Genomic DNA, 17348 nt, shown 5'->3' on the forward strand with positions numbered 1-17348 from the left:
CTCGGAAGCGCCCCTATCCTAAGGGGGGAACGCCTTAGCTATAGGCCCTTTGCCGCCATCATCTTTGCAACTCACGCCCGATGCCTTGATCGACGACAAGAGCGCGGGCGCCAGGTGACAAGATCGCGGCGAAACCCCATCCTAGCCTTCACCCTACAACGCAACGGCCACCAGGGGAGCCACATGAGCCAGAGCCAACCGAGACCTGCCCAAGCCCGGCCGGCGGGATTCGGCCTTCCCTCCGACACCGGAGGGCGCGACCTCGGCATCTTCATGCCGATGGCGAACGGCGGCTGGATCCTGTCCAAGAACGCCCCAACGCTCGACGGCTCCTACGACTACAACCTGAAGGCGGCGAAGCTGGCCGAGGACATCGGCCTCGACTTCATCATGGCGATGGCCAAGTACCGCGGCTACGGCGGCGAGACCGAGCACTGGCGCGCCTCGCTCGATTCGCCGATGATGATGGCCGGGCTCGCCCAGGCCACGTCGCGCGTGAAGGTCTGGGCCACGGTCCACACCATCCTGCAGAACCCGGCGGTCACCGCCAAGATGATCGCCACGCTCGACCAAATCAGCCACGGCCGCGCCGGGCTCAACGTCGTCACCGGAGCCTACAAGGGCGAGTTCGCGCAGATGGGCGCCTGGCCCGAGGGCGTCGACCACGACGAGCGCTACGTGCTGGCGACCGAGTGGATCCGGGCCATCAAGGCGCTGTGGACGCAGGACTCCGTAACGAGTCACGGCAAGTACTTCACCCTCGACGACTGCATGTCCGATCCCAAGCCTTCGTCGCCACCGTTCCTGGTCTGCGCGGGCACTTCCAAGGTCGGCATCGAGTTTACCGCCAACGAGATGGACGCGCTTTTCCTTTCGGGCGGCGACGTCGACGAACTGGCCAGGGCCAGCGCCGACGCCAAGGCGGGTGCGGCGGCGCTCGGCGCGAAGATTCGTACTTACTCGATGATGACGGTGGTATTCGGCGAGACCGATGCCGCCGCCGAGGAGATCGCCGCGCACTTCCGCGCCGGGTTCGACGAAGGCGCCCTGCACGGCATGATGCGCGCCTACGGTTTCCTCGATAGCGAGATCGGCAAGGAGAACGCCTTCACCCAGAAGGCCCGCTCCACCTTCATGACCCCGCATGTGCTGGGCACGCCGGACACAGTGATCGAGCGGCTCAGCACGATCTTCGAGAAGACTTCGCTCGACGGGTTGATGCTGATCTTCCCCGACTATCTGGCCTCGCTCCCGATCTTCGGTGAGAAGGTCCTGCCCGTCTTGCGGGAGCGGTTCCCCGCGCAAATGACGGAGGCCACCAATGCCTGACGAAACGCTTCCGCACGTCGCCGATCCCGGCGAAATGATTGCCCCCGGCCGCACCGCGCTCATCGTCGTCGACGTGCAGGTCGACTTCGCCTCGCCCGAAGGCCTGATCGGCCGCTACGGCACCGACATGAGCCCCGCCGAGGCCGCGATCGACCAGATCGACACGCTGATCGCCGCCGCCCGGAAGGCCGGCGTGACCGTGGGCTTCATGCGCGTGATGACGCGGCCCGAGACCGACTCCAATGCCCTCAGGACCTGGATGGCGCGGCGCGGCACGCCGGGCAGCGAAGGCATCTGCCGCATCGGCAGCGGCGGCGAGGATTACTACCGCGTCGCCCCCGAGCCGGGCGACATCGAAGTCTCCAAGCTGGCCTATTCCAGCTTCCACGGCACCGATTTCGAGATGCAGTTGCGCGCGCGCGGGATCGATACGCTGGTGATGACCGGCCTGACCACCGACTGCTGCGTCGATTCGACCACGCGCGACGCTTTCCACCGCGATTTCCATACCTTCGTGGTGTCCGACGCCTGCGCCAGCTTCGACGAGGCGCTGCACAGGCATACTCTGGCCGCGCTCAACGAACATACCTCGCTGCTGGTGACCACCGACGCAGTGGTGACGGCATGGTCGGCGTGAGTCTCGCCTACGTCACGTTCCTCGCACGCGACGTCGCGGCGCTGGCGCAGTTCTACGTCGACGGACTGGGGCTGACCGAAGTGCTGGAATCACGCGACCACCGCTACCGCGAAGTACGTGGCGGCGGCTGCATGATCGGCTTTGCGACCGAAACCGTGCGCTCCTTCGTCAACCTGCCGGAGATCGAGCCGGTCGGCACGCGCTCGATCCTGACGTTCGACGTCCGCACGGTGGCCGCCGTGGCGAGCACCGCCGACCATGCGGTGTCCTGCGGCGCGGCGCTGGTGCGCAAAGGGCAGGACACGTTCTTCGGCCAGCACCAGGCGGTCCTGAGCGACCCGGAAGGCAACGTCTTCCGCCTGAGCGCGACCGTCGGATCATGATCGTCTACGAGCCTCCTCACGCGGCGACGCACATCGCGCAAGTCGACCTTGCTGGCAGTTTCGACGATCCTGGCCAGCAGGCCCGCGTCGCCCGCGAAATTCACCGCGCGCTGCGCGAGACCGGGTTCTTCTACGTCACCGGCCACGGGGTCCCGCAGGCGCTGCTGGACGAACAGCTCGCCCAGACCCGCGCCTTCTTCGCGCAAGGCGAAGCAGCCAAGGCGGCGGTGTCGGTCGAACGCTCGCCCTGCCGGCGCGGCTACGAGGCGACCGGGCGGCAAGTGCTCGATGCCGGGTCAGCGCCCGACTTCAAGGAGAGCTTCATGCTCGCCCGCGACCTGCCGGCCGACCATCCGTGGGTCGTCGCGGGCCTGCCGATGCAGGGGCCGAACCAGTGGCCCGAAAACCTGCCCGGCTTTCGCGCGCAGATGGAGGCCTACCAGCGCGAGATGATTCGCATCGGCCGGCACCTGATGGCCTGCCTGGCGCTCTCGGTGGACCTCGACCCCGACTGGTTCGCGCAAGGGCTGCGCGATCCGCAGGTCGGGGTGCGGCTGCTGTCCTATCCGCCGCAGCCGCAGGAGGCCGCCGGCAACCTGCTTGGCGCTGGCGCACATACCGATTGGGGCTCGATCACGATCCTGCTGCAGGACGACATGGCCGGCCTCGAAGTGCGCAACACCGATGGCGAGTGGATCCTGGCCGCGCCGATTCCCGGCAGCTTCGTCATCAACGTGGGCCAGATGATGGAGCGCTTCACCGGCGGGCTCTACCAGGCTAACCTCCACCGCGTGCGCAACAACCACGCAGCCCGCGCGCGCCATTCGGTCGCGACGTTCTTCGAGCTGGAGCCGCTCTACCGCATGGACATCGCGCCGACTTGCGCCACCGGCACCCAGATCATCGCTGCCCGCACCATCGGCGAACACCTCGAAGACATGGCCCGCGCGAGCTACGCGGCATGAACGGCCCCACACCCGTCGACCTGCTGATCCGGGGTGCCTGGATCGTCACCATGGACACCGAGCGGCGCATCTGGCGCGACGGCGCCCTCGCGGTGATCGGCGATCGCATCCACGCCGTCGGCCCCAGCGCCGAGGTGGAGGCCATGGTCTCTGCCCGAGAAGTGATCGACGGCTCGCGCTTCGTGCTCACGCCCGGCTTCGTGAACTGCCATGTCCACATCACCGGCGAGCCGATCACCCGTGGGGCGGTGCCCGACGATACCGACTGGGAAGCCAACGTGATGGGCTGGCTGATCCCCACCTATCAGGCCCAGACGCCCGAGGAGGAGCGCCTTTCCGCCCGCTTCTCGGCACTGGAGATGCTGCGCAACGGCATCACCACCTTCATCGAGGCCGGCACCATCCTCGATCTCGAGGCAGTGTACGACGGCCTCGCCGAAACCGGCATCCGCGGCCGTATCGGCCAGTGGGCGCAGGACCGCGCCTTCGATCCGTCCGAGGACCAGGCCGCGCTCACCGCCCGCGCCATCGACACGCTCCAGCGCGAGGTCGAGCGTTACTCCTGCGCCGGCGACCCGCTGCTGGCGGCCTGGCCCGCGCTGGTCGGCCACGTCACCGCCACCGACGACTTGTGGCGCGCCGCGACGACCCTCGCCAGGGAGCACGGCGCCGGCGTCACCGCGCACATGAGCCCGGACCCTCAGGACCCGGATTTCTACCTCGCCACCACCGGCAACCGGCCGATCGAGCACCTCGCCGAGATCGGAGCGCTCGGAGATCATCTGTCGCTGACCCACGCGATCTTCCTCGACCGCACCGAAGTGGACCTCCTCGCCGCCACCGGCACCCACGTCACCCATTGCCCGATGACGGCCATGAAAGGCGCCTACGGAGCCAGCCATTCCGGCCTGTTCCCGGAGATGCAGGCGGCGGGCGTGCGCATCCAGTTCGGCACCGACGGCAACAACAACGGCAACGCCGCCGACATCATGCGCGCGATGTACGTGACCGCCGGGCTGTTCAAGGATGCCCGGCGCGATTCCAGCCTGTTCTCGGCCTACGACGTCCTGGAATGCGCCACCTTGAACGGCGCTTCCGGCGCGCGGATGGAGCACCTGATCGGTAGCCTCGAACCGGGCAAGAAGGCCGACTTCGTCGCGCATGACCGCCAGCGCCCGGAATGGACGCCGCTGCTCAACGTCGTCAACCAGCTCGTCTGGTCGGCGGACGGGCGCGGGGTGCACTCGGTCTGGGTGGACGGACGCCGCCTGGTCGACGACTACCGGGCGACCACGATCGACGAGGAACGCATCTTCGCCGAAGTGGAAGCCGCCGCCCCGGCGCTCCTCGCGCGCGCCGGAAAGACCGTTCCCTGCCGGTGGCCGGTGCTGTGACGTCTGCCGCCTCTCTTTACGCCCGCTCCGCTCGCAATGGCGAAGGTGGTTCGATCCCATGCCCGCTCGATCTAGGGACAATGCCATGACCAAGCCCATGAACACCCGGCTGCTCGTCTACATCGTGCTGCAGGCGCTGTGCCTGATGTATTTCCTGCTGTCCGCCGGGACCTTCAACTCGCTGGGGATGGTGATCCCCTCGATGGTGCAGGAGTTCGGGATGACCTGGGCGCAGGCGGGCTTCGGCTTCACCCTGCTGGGCACAGCCTGCGGCATCATCAGCCTGGCCCCGGCGTGGACCATTCGCAAGCTGGGCGTCGGGCGCACGCTGCTGACCGGGACGGTGATCCTCTTCGCCGGGTTCGGGCTGCTCTACACATCCACGGGCGTCCCGACCTATTATCTGGGCACGACGCTGCTGGGCATCGGCTACTGCTTCTGCGGCACCGTCCCGGCGGTGCACGTGCTGTCCAGCACCTTCAGGCGCCGGTCGACGGTGCTGGGCCTCTACTTCACGATCGGCAACCTCGGCGCCGTCGCCGGGCCCATGCTCTACTACGGTTCGCAGTCGGCGGGCATGGACTGGCGCGCCTACTGGCTGATGTTCGCGATCGCGTCGGTGGTGATCGGCGGTTTCAGTACCCTCGTCGCCAGCCGCCTGCGGCTCGACCGGCCGGAAGAGCAGGCGACCGCCGTCGATGCACCGGCCGAATGGACGGTCCGCGCGGCGCTGGGCACGGTGCAGTTCTGGATCGTCGTCTTCGCCTACACCGCCTGCCTAGCGATCAACACCACGACCCACGGCTTCGCCTATCAGCACCTCCTCGAGCACGGCATCACGCAGGACCGCGCATCGCAGCTCCTCAGCCTTTCGGCGCTGGTCTGCGCGGTCGGTTCGGCACTGGCAGGCGTCGTCGGCGAGAAGACCTCGCCCCGCGCGCTGACGATGTTCTCGCTGGGGTGCCTGGGCTTCTCCGCCGCGCTGCTCGCAGTCGCCGACGGGCCGCTGGTACTGATCCTGTGGATGATCGCCTTCGGTGGCGGGCTCGGCTTCAGCTACGTCAGCACGGTGATGCTGCTGCAGGAATACTTCGGCCAGAAGGCCTCGCTGGAGCTGTACTCCATCATGATGGCGGTCTCGACCTCGGCGGCGCTCGGCCCGGCGCTGGGCGGAGCGATCAAGGACCAGACCGGGAGCTTCTCCGGAGTCTTCTTCGGGCTGGCTGCAGTGAGCGCAGTGCTGTTCTGCGTGGTGGCGGTCCTGCGCAAGCCCGCGGCGCGGGCCGCGTTCGAGGGCGCGCTGGTGACCGCCAAGGTAGAAGGCTGAACCAGAACCACTCTTCGTCATTTCCCGCCTTCGCGAGGGTGACGAAGAGTGGAAGATGTTCGCCCCGGTTCGAGCCGGGACGAAGGCCAGTTCACACCGGGCGTTCGCCCTTGACCTGGATGCGATAGCCCGATCGAACCGCCGGGAAGTAGTCCCAGATCGCCATGTGCTGGCTGCAGCGGTTGTCCCAGATCGCGATCGCGTGTGGACTCCAGGTGAAGCGGCACTGGAACATCGGGTTCTGGACGTGCTCGAACAGGAACGCGAGCAGCGCCTCGCTTTCCCGCGCGGTGACGCCTTCGATCCGGGTGGTGTAGCCCCGGTTGACGTAAAGCGCCTTGCGACCCGTCACCGGATGCGTACGCACTACCGGATGCGAGGTGCACGGCAGTTCCTGCCCCTTGGGCACCAGCCCGCCGAACGCCTTGACCGCATCGTGAACGGCAGTGAGCCCTTCGAGCTGCGCCTTCATCCGCTCCGACAGTGCATCCCATGCCGCATACATGCTGGAAAACACCGTATCCCCGCCCAAAGGCGGGATCGTGTGCAGGTAGAGGATCGAGCCCATCGGCGGCTCGGGATCGGCGCTCATGTCCGAATGCCAGTCCTCGCCCGCCACATACGTGGAGTTTTCGTCCGCGTGCATCCGTGTGATCTCGTCGAAGCCGGGCACCCGCCAGGGCTTGGTGCTGGGCGCGACGTGCGCTTCGCCGAAGACTTCCGCGAGCCGGCGATGCGCCGCGAAATCGATCGGTTGGTCGCGAAGAAAGATCGCCAGGTTCTCGGCGAGCGCACGCCGCAATTCGTCGGCCACGTCTTCACCATAGGGCTGTGTCAGGTCGACACCGCTCACATAGGCGCCGATGGTCGGATTGAGCTTCTCGACCTTCAGAAACCGATAGCCGCCCGTGGCTTGCGGCTTGTCCTCTATCGCGACGTCCATCCTGACCTCCTGTTCACTGGCGACACAATCTACCGGTCCGATCGCTGCGCTCTTGAGCGTGAGCGCCATTTTCGTTCGTGCAAGAACCAGATCACGCGCTACGCCAGCGCCGCCACCAGGGCGTCGACTTCGGCGCGGACCGGCATCGAAGGCGCCGCGCCCCGTCGCCCGACCGACAGCGACGCTGCCGCATTGGCCAATCGCAGAGCCTGCTCGGGCCCGATCCCCTGGTCGACACAGGCCGCCACGACCCCGCAGAAACAGTCACCCGCGCCACTGGTATCGACCACCGCCTCGGCCGGGATGGCCGGCGCGAAGATCGCGCGGTCGGCCCAGACCGCCGCCGATCCGATCGCACCCAGCGTCACGACGACCGCCTGGTTGGGGCGGGTCAACAGGCGCCGCGCGGGAAGGAGGTCGTCGAGTCCCTGGGGTTCGCGGTCGAGTTGGAGGTAGTCGGCAAACTCGGTCTGGTTGAAGATCAGCATGTCGGAGAGATCGAACAGCTTCGATCCGGCCGGGATCGCCGGCGCCGCATTGAGGATCTTGCGGACGGGGACCGCGGCGTGGCTGGCGAACAGCGCTGCGATCTGGTCGATGTCGGTTTCCAGCTGGACCAGCAACACGCGGGTTTCGGCATCGATTGCACGGATCACCCGTTCCGCGCGCGCAGCGAGGTTTGCGGCCGCCTCCACCATAATCATGTTGTCGCCCGCCGGTTCGATCAGGATCGTGGCGCGGCCGCTGCCCTGCCCTTCGAGCACCTCGACGTGGCCGGTATCGACCCCCTCGGCGGCCAGCGCCGCGCGCAACATCGCTCCCGCCGCGTCCGCGCCGACCGCGCCTGCCATGCGCGTGGCCGAACCGAAGCGCGCGGCGGCAACCGCCTGGTTGAGGCCCTTGCCCCCGACCGCCTGCTCGCTCTCTTCGACCAGCAGCGTCTGCCCCCAGGCGGCGCGGGCCGGAAGGCGCAGGGCGATGTCGAGATTGAGGGAACCGAAGACACTCACGCTCATGAAATTTTCCCCAGTCCGGGCCGGCAGGCCCGCCTCAGTATGGCCGGTCGCCCTTGACCCACATGCGATGCATTTCCCGGATATACCGAGTGTCGTCGAAAAGGGTGCCGGTGTGCAAGGTACACCGGTTGTCCCACACCAGCACGTCGCCGACCTGCCACTTGTGGCGATAGACGAAGCGATCCTGCGTAACCCATTCGATCAACTCGTCGATCAGCACGGCGCTCTCGGCGGTGGACCAGCCAACGAAGCCGGGCGTCAGGCTCGAGACCCACAGTGCTTTGCGTCCATCTGCCGGGTGCGTGCGAACGAGCGGGTGGATGACGTCGGGATTGGCGCGCAGGATCTCGGGCGGGATGGCCTTGCGGCCGGCGCTGCGCATCGTCGCGAGATATTCGAAGCTGTGGATCTGCTTGAGCTTCGAGAGGTCCTCCTGTCGCTCCGGCGGCAGCGCGGCGAAGGCTGCGCACTGGTCGGCGAGCAAGGTGTCGCTGCCCTCGGGCGGCACCGCGATGGCGTGGAGCATGGTGCACATCACGGGCTCGGCGGTATAGTTGAGGTCGGTGTGCCAGCCGATGCCGTCGTTGTGGGCACCCACTGGCCTGCCATCCTCGACCCGGTTGGACAGGACATAGATTTCCGGCGTTCCGGGCAGCGTGAAGTCCTGCAGGGTATGCCCTTCGAGCGCGCCGAAGGCCTGGCCGAAGCGCCGGAACCCGGCGGGGTCCAGCGCCTGGCCGCGCAGCACGATTGCCCCGGTACGATGGAACTCGGCGACCACTTGTGCAAATGTCGCATCGTCGGAGCCGGCGAGATCGAGACCGATGATCTCGGTGCCGAAACCCGGCTTGAGCGGCTTGCCCTCCAGCCCGGTGGTGCTCACGCCACCGTCTCCGGGCCGGCCTGCTCGGGTGGGCTCTTGCCGAGCAACGACCAGTCGTACCGGAGATTGAGGTGCGAGCCGTCACACAGCGGCTTGGTCCTGGAATAGCCGCATCCGCAGATCGCCTGGAGACCGCCCTCCTCGACCGAGAAAGGCACCGCGGGCGACTTGCCGCACATGTGGGCGGGGTCGCAGGGTTGGGTTTCGGCCTTGCCGCACTTGCACCAGTGGTAGGTTTCGCCCGATTGCAGTTCGACGAAGTGGGGCTGCTTGCGCGTGCCGTCGGGCCAGCGCTTCTTGACCCAGCCCTGGGCGATGGGGCTTGCCATGTTGAGCTTGAGTTCGACTTTGCTGAACAGCCACTTGCCGCCTTCCCGGCGGAACCGCGCGTCGTAGGTGCCGCCGATCCAGTAGGCCTCGGCCTCGCCGCTGTGCTCGTTGGGCAGGGTCGCGGCTTCCCACAAGTACCAGAAGCCGGTGGCCTCCTCGCCGCCCTCGTCGAAAGTGATCTGCACCGAGATCATGTTGTGGAGCGACCACCAGATCTTCTCGCCTGCCACCGCCTTGAGGCCGAGCGCGCAGCCGTCCCCCCCGACGAACGTACCGAAGCCCTTGCAGGTCCAGGTCGCGTCGTCGGTGAACAGCGGGCGCAGCAGTACCGGGTCGTTGCCGACGTCGCACGAGCGGGCGTAGGTCGTCACGAGGTCGGCGATCGCGTCCTTGGCGGTCAGCCGCTCGACTTGCGCGCGCAGGGCCGCGAGTTCGGCGGCGATGTCGGCCATGTCGCCGGGCGTGTCGACGCTCATTCGGCGGCTTCCGCACAAGCGTCCAGCGAGGCGGCGTAGCGCTTGTAGCGCTTGACCAGCCAGTTGTTGATCTGCGCCAGCGTCTTCTCGTTGGGCGACCAGCGCGTGCGCGGCGCCACGCGCGAGGACAGGCCCTTGTGCGTGCGGATGTTGGCGACGGTGTCCTGTTCGTTGAACACCGCGACGCCGTCGATCGTGCCTTTCATGAGGAGGTCGGCGGTAGGCAGCGAAAGGTTGTCCCAACTGGTCAGCACGCCGACGCGCAAGGTGATGTCACCGGCGGCCTGCGGCAGGATCACGTAGTAGAACACCACGTCCGCCTGCGCGCCGAGGAACAGGTTGGGCATGACGCCGGCGAAGACCACGCGGCTGCGCTCCGCCTCGGTGAGGGCGGGCAGCGGCGGGAACAGCGCCTTGCCGGCGATGTTGAAACCGCCGTCGACATGGGTGAACTGCACCTCGCGATAGATGGCGCCGTCGTCCGACTCGTCCCACTCGGTGAAGCGGGTGTTGCTGGACGGGGCGAAGTCGTGGATGCCGGTATGCAGGTAATGCGTATGGTACGGCTCCAGCGCGTTTTCCTGCATGAACTTCCAGTTCCACTTGTTCGACGCCCACTCGACCGGCCGGATCGAGGCGAGGTCGTCCATGCGGTGGTTTTCCAGCAGTGCGGACAGCCCTTTCAGCCGGGGCGCCAACGCCTCCGCCTCGCCGTCGAAGTTCACGAAGACGAAGCCGTTCCAGATCTCCGAGCGGAATGCCGGCAGGCATGCGGTGTGCCGCAACTCTGCGAAGGGCAGCGTCCCCTCCATCTCGGGGGCGCCGGTCAGCGTGCCTTCGAGGTCGTAGGACCAGCCGTGGAACGGGCAGGTGAAGTTCCTGGCGTTGCCGCTCGCCTCGCCGAGCAGATGCCCGCGATGGCGGCAGACGGAGGACAACACGCGCACTTCGTGATCCTTGCCGCGCACCACCAGCAACGGTTCGCCGACGACTTCGAGCGTGAAGTAGTCACCCACGTCCGGAATCGCGCCGACGTGGCCCACCGCCACCCATTCGCGATCGTAGACGGCACGCTTCTCGAACTCGAACCAGGCGGGCGAGGTGTAGCATTCGGGCGGCAGGCTCATCGCCTGCGATACGTCGCCCTGGCTGGCCTCGAGCCGGTCCAGCAGCGCCAGGACTTCGGGTTCCAGTGCGATATCGGGCAAACCGGCCCGCAAGAACTGAGTCATCCCGGATCACCTTTCGAGAATCGCAACCGGCGATTTACATATAAAATGCTATGCATATTGCATTACATAATACGCAATCATACACGACAGGCAATCGACATTCTTTCCCGGGAGCGCCCATGATCTTTCTGTGCAAGGTGTCCGACGTACCCGCAGGCCGCTCCAAGCGCATCGCCCGCGGCCGCAAGCCGGCAGTCGCGGTTTTCGACGTGGACGGCACGTTCCATGCGACGGCGGACCAGTGCACGCATGGAACCGCGCTGCTTTCTCGCGGGAAAGTCACGGCGGGCAGGATCGTATGCCCGCTGCATTCCGGCAGCTTCGACCTGCTCAGCGGTGCGCCGGTGGACCTGCCATGCGACGAACCGCTGGCAGTCTACCGTGTCGAAGTCCGGGATGCGGGTATCTACGCCGACGTGCCGGACTGAACCGCCGCGCCGCCGCCCGCCTCCAGGGCGGCGACGAACGACCCGGTATCCGCGATCGTCGCCGCATAGCGCCCCAGCGCGCCGAGCGCCGCGGCGTGATCCTCGGTACTGCCGGCGGCGCACGCGTCGGCAAGGACGACGACGTCGTAGTCCCGCATGAAGGCCGCTCGCGTCGTCGAATCGACGCAGCAGTCGGTGCTCACGCCGGTCATCACCAGTAACCCAATGCCACGCTGGCGCAGGCGTGCGTCGAGCGGTGTTTCGAGAAACGCGTCATAGCGCGACTTCACCACCTCGAGATCACCGGCTTCGGGCGCTATGCCCCAATATCCGCAGCCTGGCGTTCCGACCCGGCACAACGCCGCACCGCCCGGCATACCCAGCCGCTCCATATGAGCAAGCATAGCGGGAGAGTCGGTTTCCGGGGACGTTTCCAGGCGTATGAAGACGATCGTCATGCCCGCTGCGCGCGCGGCCGCAACTGCCCGACGCATCTGCGCGATCGCCGCCGGCACTGCCGAGACATCCGCTCCCCGGCCTGCACAAAAACCTTCCGGCGCGACGAAATCGACCTGCACGTCGATGACGAGCAGCGCCGCCGCGGCACCGGACAGGGAGGAGATCAGGGGATCGCGCAAGGGCATGGCTGCGGTCAAACTCCGGAGGGCCTTGGAATGCGTTTCCCGACCGCGGCCAGGAAGGCACATGATCGTCGTCGCCCGGCCGCGATCAGGATAATCGCATTATACCATGCATGACGCATTTCAATACGCCATGCATTTTCACGCCCTGCAAACAACCGATCCACGCCTTTTGAATAACTTGAACGAAACCCGCAACTTTATCCCAGTTCTTTGGAATGAAAAATGGGCCCATCCACCAGCCACGGCGCCGCTGCGCCGCCATAACCAGCCCGACGCAGGAGCCACGACATGAGCCGCATCATCGAACCGCTGAACGAAACGGCCCGCGCTCTTGCCGGGATCGCACAGCCGGTGATCGTCGCGATGGGGACCGCCGGCCTGACGGGCGGTGCGATGGCGGCCCTGGGCATCGTCGCCGATCACGCCTGGCGCCGGCAGGCTGCTCGCGGCCAAGACCGCCTTTTCCGTGGGCTATAACAGCGCCTCGCGGTTCAGTCGCGAATACGCACGCCAGTCCGGCTTGCCCCCGTCACTGGGCGACGGCTTGGGCGTGATCTGACGCCGCTTGGCGGAAGACCGCCTTTCAAGGCGCCGCCTGCGGCAACTCGGCACCCTGGCGCACGATCTCGTCCACGAGCGCGCGGGCATGACGGCTGAGATCCTCGAAGCGCCTGGCACAGATAGTGAGGCGGCGATGCGCCCACGGATCGGCGAGCGGCACGATCGCCAGTGCGCCGGAGCGGAAACGCTCTGCGGCGGAAAACGGCAGGATGCCGATGCCGATGCCCGCCTCTACCAGCCGCGCCACCGTTTCGAAGCTGCGCAGGCGGACGCGATAGCCGATGCGCCGGCCCAGCCGCGCCGCCTGGTCGGCCAGATGCGAGTGAAGCGCGCCCGCGCTCAGACCGACGAAGGGTTCGTCCAGCAGGTCGACGAAGGCCACCGAGCGATCGCCGGCAAGGACATGGCCTGCCGGCACCAGGAGGACGAGCCGGTCGTCGGCCACCGCAATGGTCTGGAGGTCGCCGGGATCGGCGGAATCCGCGATCAGCCCGAACTCGGCCCGACCCTCGGCGACGGCGGCGACGATGTCGGCGCTGGTTCTTTCCTCGATCTCGACGTCGACGTCGGGATGCGCGGTCAGAAAGACGCGAACGGCGGCGGGCAGCAGGTCGACCAGCGACGCGGTGTTAGAAAGCATGCGGACATGACCCTTGAGCCCCGAGGCGAAGGCACTCAGGTCGCCGCGCATCCGCTCGATCTGCGCGGTCACGATGCGGGCATGCCGCAGGAGCGTGCGTCCGGCCGGCGTCGGCACCACCCCGCGCCTCCCGCGATCGAGCAGCGACGCGCCCAGCAAGGCCTCCATCCCGCCGATCCGCGCGCTCGCCGAGGCCAGCGCCATGTGCGCGACATCGGCGCCCCGGGAAATGCTTCCCGCTTCCACTACGGCGATGAAAAGACGCAGGTCGACGAGGTCAAATCGCATGAGCCTTCGTTATCACCGAAGGCTCATGCCGCCTATCCCGCATTGTGGCCCGCATGCGCCCGGAGCAGGGGAAACCCGGCGGCAAGCCACAGGAGACAACCATGCAACGTGCCCACAATACCATCGTAGACCACCAGTTCGGCCCCCAGGCGCAAGCCTACGTGGCGAGTGCCATCCATTCGAGCGGCCCGGATCTGGAGCGCCTGGCGACCATCGCGATCGCGCATCCCGCCGCGATGGTGCTCGACCTGGGCTGCGGCGGCGGGCACGCCTCCTACGCACTCGCGCCGCACGTCGCCAAAGTTGTCGCGTGCGATCTGTCGGGCGAGATGCTCGCCGCAGTCGCGGCCGAAGCGGCCAGGCGGAACATCGCCAACATCGCCACGCGACAGGCGGCCGCCGAGCACCTGCCCTTCACGGACGGTGCGTTCGACATGCTGGCATGCCGCATGAGCGCACATCACTGGCAGGACCTGGACGCGGGCCTGCGGGAAGCGAGGCGGGTGCTCAAACGCGGAGCACCTGCGGTCTTCATCGACGTGATCTCGCATGGCGACCCGGCGCTGGACACGCACCTGCAGGCCGTCGAACTGCTGCGCGACCCCAGCCACGTTCGCGATTACCGATTCGAGGAATGGTCCGCGGCCCTGACGCGCGCCGGCTTCGCCATGCGGCGCACGGCCATCCACGCATTGCCGATGGAGTTCGCCTCCTGGGTCGCACGCATGCGCACACCTCCGGCCCACGTCGTCGCCATCCGATCGCTCCAGTCGGGCGCGTCCAGCGCTGTTCGCCGGGCCTTCGACATTGCCGACGACGGCAGCTTCACCATCCAGATCGGCACGTTCGAACTCGAGGCCTGCTAGGCTGCATCGGGACATGTCGAGGCGAAGAAAGGGGAAGCAATCGCCTCTACTCCTCCCTGTCCCGAAGGGATGGGGAGGTGGCAGTCGCGCAACGGCTGACGAAGGGGTCTTTCCCCTCTACCACCGATTGGACGCTCCCTCCCCGTGGCTTCGCGGCAGGGAGGATGGGACGACCGCGTCAGACCTGAATCCCGACCGCTCTAGCTATAGGCCCGCACGAAAAAGGCTACGGTAACCAGCATGGTGAGAGACACCGTGGCCACCCGCACCAAAGGCTGCGGCAGCCGCCGGCCTAGATGCGCTCCCAGGAAGCCGCCGACGGCAGCCGAAGGCGCGAGCAGCAGCACCTCGCGCCAGCCTACGGCATGCATGACCGCGAAGATGACCACCGCAGCGGTGTTCGCCGCCGTCACCAGAATGGTCCGAGCGGCCTGGAGACGCATGAAATCGACCCGGGTCGTCAAGCTCCAGAAGGCCATCATCATGATCCCCACGGCGCCCCCGAAGTAGCCCCCGTAGACGCCGAGCAGGAACTGGCCGGACAGCATCGTCACGCTGCCGGCTCCCGCCTCGCCATGAAATCGCGGTGCGATGTTCTTGCCGAAAGCCAGCGCCAGCGCGGCAACGAGCAGCAGCCACGGCAGCACGCGGTCGAACAGCGACGATGGCGTCGACAGCAGCAGCACGCCCCCGATCAACCCGCCGGAAAGGGAGGCCAGGAAAAGCCATCCCAGCGACACCCCGGCCACGGAGCCGAGGTCCTTGCGGTAGACCCACGCGCTGACGGCTCCGCCCGGATAGAGCGCGAGACTGCTCGATGCATTGGCCGCGACCGGGGGGACGCCCGCCGCGATCAGCGCCGGCAGCGTGTCGAAGGACCCGCCGCCCGCCAGCGCATTCATCGCACCTGCCAGCAGCCCTGATCCCACGAGAAGATGATCCGAGTTCACCTTGCGGCTTGTGGCACCGGTGCCGGCGCCGATACCATGCGGATGATGCGAAGCCCAGGCTCAGGCGTTGCCGAAGGCAGTGCGGGCTTCGTCGTCACTTGGGCCGGGCGAGCGGATATGCTCGCGCCGCACGCCCAGCCCCAGCACCCGTGCCGGGATGCGCTGGAGCAGCGGTGTCGCGCCGAGCATCCGCACCGGCCACGGCGCCTGCGTGACCGTCCCGGCCAGCGCCGCGCGCAGCACCGTCTGGTGTATGGTGCGCTGGATCGCCTGAATCACGCGCACCGGGAACTCGCGACGGGCCTGTACCCCGGGCAGCACGCGATCGACGTCCTCGCCCCGCGCCATCGGAGCGGCGAGCAGGTTGGCGGCAGCCACGGCATCCTGCACCGCGAGGTTGATACCGACCCCGCCGACCGGGGACATGGCGTGGGCAGCGTCGCCGATCGCCAGCAGGCCGGGCCGCGACCACCGGGTCAGGCGATCGAGCGAGACGCTGAGCAGTTTGACGTCGTCGAGACCGCCAAGCTGCCGCATCAGCCCGGTGACCGGCGGCACCACGGCTTCGACCTCGGTGCGGAATGCCTTGATGCCGCGCGCCAGTATCCCGGCGGCGCTGCCCTTCTCGATCACGCGCGCACACTGGAAATAGTCGCCGCGATCGATCGCCACGACCATTTCGCCACCGGCTATGTAGCCCTGGGTCTGGTTGTCTCCGGTGCGCGGCTTGGGCACCCGGAACCAAAGCACGTCGATCGGCGCGCCGAGATCGTGGAGCGGCAGGCCCGCCGCCGCGCGCAGCCTCGAGGCGCGGCCGTCGGCGGCGATGACCAGCCGCGCGGCGATCTTCTCGCCATTGACGGTTTGCACCCCGCTCACACGCCCCTCCTGCTCGATCAGGGCGACCCCCTCGCATTCCATCCGCAGCGCGAACGCGGGATATCGGCGTGCCTGCTGCACGACGAAATCGAGGAACTCCCATTGCGGCATCATCGCGACGAACTTGCCGCGCCCCGGCAGGTGGGTGAAATCGGCGATGCGATAGGTCTTGCCGCCGAGCACCGCCCCGATCTCGGTCACCTTGTCGTGCGGCCGGGCCAGCAACGCATCGAGCATCCCGAGTTCGTCGAACAGGTCGAGCGTCGAGGGGTGCACCGTATCGCCGCGAAAATCGCGCAGGAAGTCGGCATGCTTCTCAAGCACCAGCGTCTTCACTCCCGCCCGCGCGAACAGCAGCCCCGCCACCATTCCCGCAGGGCCTCCGCCGACGATACAGAGTTCGGTCTCGATCATATCGCACCATGACGTTGCCGCGTGCCGAACCGCACCAATAGCCCTCTATCCGGCGTGGCGATAGCGGCGCGCTTGTCCCCGCACGATCCATTACTGAACCCGAAGGCGGGGCAGGGACACCGATTTCCCCACTCCGCCGATCAACTTGTAAAGCGACCTGAACGGTGAGACACTTGCCGCCCTAAAGATCCGAAGATCGCCCTTCAATTCATGCGCACATGGCGGCAGCGGTTCTTACAATACATCGGGACTTCTCTGGCAGAGCATGTCCCGGTGGTGGAGTCGGGAGGGAAATCATGGCGGGCACCGTCGTTTCACAGTGGCTCAAGATGCCGCAAGCCGAACTGGACGCACTTTTTTCGGCCCATGATGCCGGGCCCATCCCGGATGGCGAGGCCAAGGGCACCGCGATCATAGCTCCGGGAAACGGCTTTTCCGACGAGATCGCGGCGATCATCAATTTCTTCGCGTGGCAGGGCAAGGTCTTCGATGCGGAGCATGGATTTCTGCGCAACCATATCCTGCCCCTCGGGCTGAAGGCCATCGTCGCCAAGGTCTACAAGGGCGAAAGCTGGCTCGACGGGAAGGAATGCATCGTCCTCGACTACTCGGACACCTCGCTGCTGGCGTCGCGGGTGCGGGACGAGATCCGGCTGATCGAGCCGGGCATCTATCTCGGCAAAGTCTACTGGGGCAAGAAGCGGCTGATCGATTTCGCGCTGGAGTTCGGCGGTTAGGACGTAAGGTGGTACCGCAAGGGCAA

At 67.0% G+C, this 17348-nt stretch carries 20 protein-coding genes; 11 read left to right on the forward strand and 9 right to left on the reverse strand.

The window, feature by feature from the left end:
• Window positions 1–183 precede the first annotated feature (183 nt).
• From ACFFDA_RS03885 to ACFFDA_RS03910, 6 genes are all read left to right on the forward strand, one after another.
• A complete protein-coding gene (locus ACFFDA_RS03885; RefSeq protein WP_404478276.1) occupies window positions 184–1329 on the forward strand; it encodes an LLM class flavin-dependent oxidoreductase in 1146 nt (381 codons plus the stop codon).
• Window positions 1322–1966: a cysteine hydrolase family protein gene (locus ACFFDA_RS03890; protein ID WP_404478277.1), complete on the forward strand. Its 645-nt coding sequence runs from the start codon at window positions 1322–1324 to the stop codon at window positions 1964–1966. The genes ACFFDA_RS03885 and ACFFDA_RS03890 overlap by 8 nt, the downstream gene beginning before the upstream one ends.
• A complete protein-coding gene (locus ACFFDA_RS03895) occupies window positions 1954–2349 on the forward strand; it encodes a VOC family protein (protein ID WP_404478278.1) in 396 nt (131 codons plus the stop codon). Before ACFFDA_RS03890 ends, ACFFDA_RS03895 begins: the two co-directional genes overlap by 13 nt.
• The gene (locus ACFFDA_RS03900) at window positions 2346–3314 is read left to right on the forward strand and encodes an isopenicillin N synthase family dioxygenase (protein ID WP_404478279.1); all 969 of its coding nucleotides are present in this window, start codon (window positions 2346–2348) and stop codon (window positions 3312–3314) included. Before ACFFDA_RS03895 ends, ACFFDA_RS03900 begins: the two co-directional genes overlap by 4 nt.
• Window positions 3311–4708 carry an amidohydrolase family protein gene (locus ACFFDA_RS03905; RefSeq protein WP_404478280.1) on the forward strand — a complete coding sequence of 466 codons (1398 nt, stop codon included), beginning with the start codon at window positions 3311–3313 and terminating at the stop codon, window positions 4706–4708. Before ACFFDA_RS03900 ends, ACFFDA_RS03905 begins: the two co-directional genes overlap by 4 nt.
• Before the next feature lie 85 nt (window positions 4709–4793).
• On the forward strand, window positions 4794–6035 hold the full coding sequence (locus ACFFDA_RS03910) for a CynX/NimT family MFS transporter (RefSeq protein ID WP_404478281.1): 1242 nt from the start codon (window positions 4794–4796) through the stop codon (window positions 6033–6035).
• A 91-nt stretch (window positions 6036–6126) separates the two neighbouring features.
• On the opposite strand, the gene ACFFDA_RS03915 is transcribed toward ACFFDA_RS03910, so the two are convergent.
• The 5 genes from ACFFDA_RS03915 to ACFFDA_RS03935 all read right to left on the reverse strand — a co-directional run bounded on the left by ACFFDA_RS03915 (window position 6127) and on the right by ACFFDA_RS03935 (window position 10915).
• A complete protein-coding gene (locus tag ACFFDA_RS03915; RefSeq protein WP_404476211.1) occupies window positions 6127–6978 on the reverse strand; it encodes a TauD/TfdA dioxygenase family protein in 852 nt (283 codons plus the stop codon).
• Window positions 6979–7076: 98 nt separating this feature from the next.
• Window positions 7077–7994, reverse strand: coding sequence for a ribokinase (locus ACFFDA_RS03920; protein ID WP_404476213.1), 918 nt, complete (start codon window positions 7992–7994; stop codon window positions 7077–7079).
• Window positions 7995–8028: 34 nt separating this feature from the next.
• Complete coding sequence (locus ACFFDA_RS03925) at window positions 8029–8877, reverse strand: TauD/TfdA dioxygenase family protein (RefSeq protein WP_404476215.1); 849 nt, start codon at window positions 8875–8877, stop codon at window positions 8029–8031.
• Window positions 8874–9683 carry a nuclear transport factor 2 family protein gene (locus ACFFDA_RS03930; protein ID WP_404476216.1) on the reverse strand — a complete coding sequence of 270 codons (810 nt, stop codon included), beginning with the start codon at window positions 9681–9683 and terminating at the stop codon, window positions 8874–8876. The genes ACFFDA_RS03925 and ACFFDA_RS03930 overlap by 4 nt, the downstream gene beginning before the upstream one ends.
• Window positions 9680–10915: an SRPBCC family protein gene (locus ACFFDA_RS03935; RefSeq protein WP_404476217.1), complete on the reverse strand. Its 1236-nt coding sequence runs from the start codon at window positions 10913–10915 to the stop codon at window positions 9680–9682. The genes ACFFDA_RS03930 and ACFFDA_RS03935 overlap by 4 nt, the downstream gene beginning before the upstream one ends.
• 119 nt (window positions 10916–11034) lie before the next feature.
• On the opposite strand from ACFFDA_RS03935, the gene ACFFDA_RS03940 reads away from it, so the two are divergent.
• The gene (locus tag ACFFDA_RS03940; protein ID WP_404476219.1) at window positions 11035–11343 is read left to right on the forward strand and encodes a Rieske (2Fe-2S) protein; all 309 of its coding nucleotides are present in this window, start codon (window positions 11035–11037) and stop codon (window positions 11341–11343) included.
• On the opposite strand, the gene ACFFDA_RS03945 is transcribed toward ACFFDA_RS03940, so the two are convergent.
• Window positions 11322–11999, reverse strand: a complete 678-nt coding sequence (locus ACFFDA_RS03945) for a cysteine hydrolase family protein (RefSeq protein ID WP_404476220.1) — start codon at window positions 11997–11999, stop codon at window positions 11322–11324. The genes ACFFDA_RS03940 and ACFFDA_RS03945 overlap by 22 nt on opposite strands.
• A 94-nt stretch (window positions 12000–12093) precedes the next feature.
• Between ACFFDA_RS03945 and ACFFDA_RS03950 the strand changes: the two genes are divergently transcribed.
• The gene (locus ACFFDA_RS03950) at window positions 12094–12279 is read left to right on the forward strand and encodes a hypothetical protein (protein WP_404476223.1); all 186 of its coding nucleotides are present in this window, start codon (window positions 12094–12096) and stop codon (window positions 12277–12279) included.
• The gene (locus ACFFDA_RS03955; protein WP_404476224.1) at window positions 12276–12464 is read left to right on the forward strand and encodes a hypothetical protein; all 189 of its coding nucleotides are present in this window, start codon (window positions 12276–12278) and stop codon (window positions 12462–12464) included. Before ACFFDA_RS03950 ends, ACFFDA_RS03955 begins: the two co-directional genes overlap by 4 nt.
• 106 nt (window positions 12465–12570) lie before the next feature.
• Here ACFFDA_RS03955 and ACFFDA_RS03960 read toward each other — a convergent pair whose 3' ends face one another.
• Window positions 12571–13476: a LysR family transcriptional regulator gene (locus ACFFDA_RS03960; RefSeq protein ID WP_404476225.1), complete on the reverse strand. Its 906-nt coding sequence runs from the start codon at window positions 13474–13476 to the stop codon at window positions 12571–12573.
• A 101-nt stretch (window positions 13477–13577) separates the two neighbouring features.
• On the opposite strand from ACFFDA_RS03960, the gene ACFFDA_RS03965 reads away from it, so the two are divergent.
• Window positions 13578–14342: a class I SAM-dependent methyltransferase gene (locus ACFFDA_RS03965; RefSeq protein ID WP_404476226.1), complete on the forward strand. Its 765-nt coding sequence runs from the start codon at window positions 13578–13580 to the stop codon at window positions 14340–14342.
• A 200-nt stretch (window positions 14343–14542) separates the two neighbouring features.
• Here ACFFDA_RS03965 and ACFFDA_RS03970 read toward each other — a convergent pair whose 3' ends face one another.
• Together ACFFDA_RS03970 and ACFFDA_RS03975 are read right to left on the reverse strand one after the other, a co-directional pair.
• Window positions 14543–15292 (reverse strand): sulfite exporter TauE/SafE family protein, encoded by a 750-nt coding sequence (locus ACFFDA_RS03970; protein ID WP_404476228.1) that lies wholly within the window; start codon window positions 15290–15292, stop codon window positions 14543–14545.
• Between the two features lie 60 nt (window positions 15293–15352).
• Window positions 15353–16585: an FAD-dependent oxidoreductase gene (locus ACFFDA_RS03975; protein WP_404476229.1), complete on the reverse strand. Its 1233-nt coding sequence runs from the start codon at window positions 16583–16585 to the stop codon at window positions 15353–15355.
• Window positions 16586–16881: 296 nt separating this feature from the next.
• Here ACFFDA_RS03975 and ACFFDA_RS03980 point away from each other — a divergent pair, with 296 nt between their 5' ends.
• Window positions 16882–17322 carry a hypothetical protein gene (locus ACFFDA_RS03980; protein WP_404476231.1) on the forward strand — a complete coding sequence of 147 codons (441 nt, stop codon included), beginning with the start codon at window positions 16882–16884 and terminating at the stop codon, window positions 17320–17322.
• Window positions 17323–17348: the final 26 nt, after the last annotated feature.

Source organism: Novosphingobium sp. BL-52-GroH, assembly GCF_044813085.1.
Taxonomy (GTDB): domain Bacteria; phylum Pseudomonadota; class Alphaproteobacteria; order Sphingomonadales; family Sphingomonadaceae; genus Novosphingobium.

Coding starts and splice junctions, on each gene's coding strand:
- ACFFDA_RS03885 (WP_404478276.1), top strand. CDS start 184: ATGAGCCAGAGCCAACCGAGACCTGCCCAAGCCCGGCCGGCGGGATTC.
- ACFFDA_RS03890 (WP_404478277.1), top strand. CDS start 1,322: ATGCCTGACGAAACGCTTCCGCACGTCGCCGATCCCGGCGAAATGATT.
- ACFFDA_RS03895 (WP_404478278.1), top strand. CDS start 1,954: ATGGTCGGCGTGAGTCTCGCCTACGTCACGTTCCTCGCACGCGACGTC.
- ACFFDA_RS03900 (WP_404478279.1), top strand. CDS start 2,346: ATGATCGTCTACGAGCCTCCTCACGCGGCGACGCACATCGCGCAAGTC.
- ACFFDA_RS03905 (WP_404478280.1), top strand. CDS start 3,311: ATGAACGGCCCCACACCCGTCGACCTGCTGATCCGGGGTGCCTGGATC.
- ACFFDA_RS03910 (WP_404478281.1), top strand. CDS start 4,794: ATGACCAAGCCCATGAACACCCGGCTGCTCGTCTACATCGTGCTGCAG.
- ACFFDA_RS03915 (WP_404476211.1), bottom strand. CDS start 6,978: ATGGACGTCGCGATAGAGGACAAGCCGCAAGCCACGGGCGGCTATCGG.
- ACFFDA_RS03920 (WP_404476213.1), bottom strand. CDS start 7,994: ATGAGCGTGAGTGTCTTCGGTTCCCTCAATCTCGACATCGCCCTGCGC.
- ACFFDA_RS03930 (WP_404476216.1), bottom strand. CDS start 9,683: ATGAGCGTCGACACGCCCGGCGACATGGCCGACATCGCCGCCGAACTC.
- ACFFDA_RS03935 (WP_404476217.1), bottom strand. CDS start 10,915: ATGACTCAGTTCTTGCGGGCCGGTTTGCCCGATATCGCACTGGAACCC.
- ACFFDA_RS03940 (WP_404476219.1), top strand. CDS start 11,035: ATGATCTTTCTGTGCAAGGTGTCCGACGTACCCGCAGGCCGCTCCAAG.
- ACFFDA_RS03950 (WP_404476223.1), top strand. CDS start 12,094: ATGCATGACGCATTTCAATACGCCATGCATTTTCACGCCCTGCAAACA.
- ACFFDA_RS03955 (WP_404476224.1), top strand. CDS start 12,276: ATGAGCCGCATCATCGAACCGCTGAACGAAACGGCCCGCGCTCTTGCC.
- ACFFDA_RS03960 (WP_404476225.1), bottom strand. CDS start 13,476: ATGCGATTTGACCTCGTCGACCTGCGTCTTTTCATCGCCGTAGTGGAA.
- ACFFDA_RS03965 (WP_404476226.1), top strand. CDS start 13,578: ATGCAACGTGCCCACAATACCATCGTAGACCACCAGTTCGGCCCCCAG.
- ACFFDA_RS03975 (WP_404476229.1), bottom strand. CDS start 16,585: ATGATCGAGACCGAACTCTGTATCGTCGGCGGAGGCCCTGCGGGAATG.
- ACFFDA_RS03980 (WP_404476231.1), top strand. CDS start 16,882: ATGGCGGGCACCGTCGTTTCACAGTGGCTCAAGATGCCGCAAGCCGAA.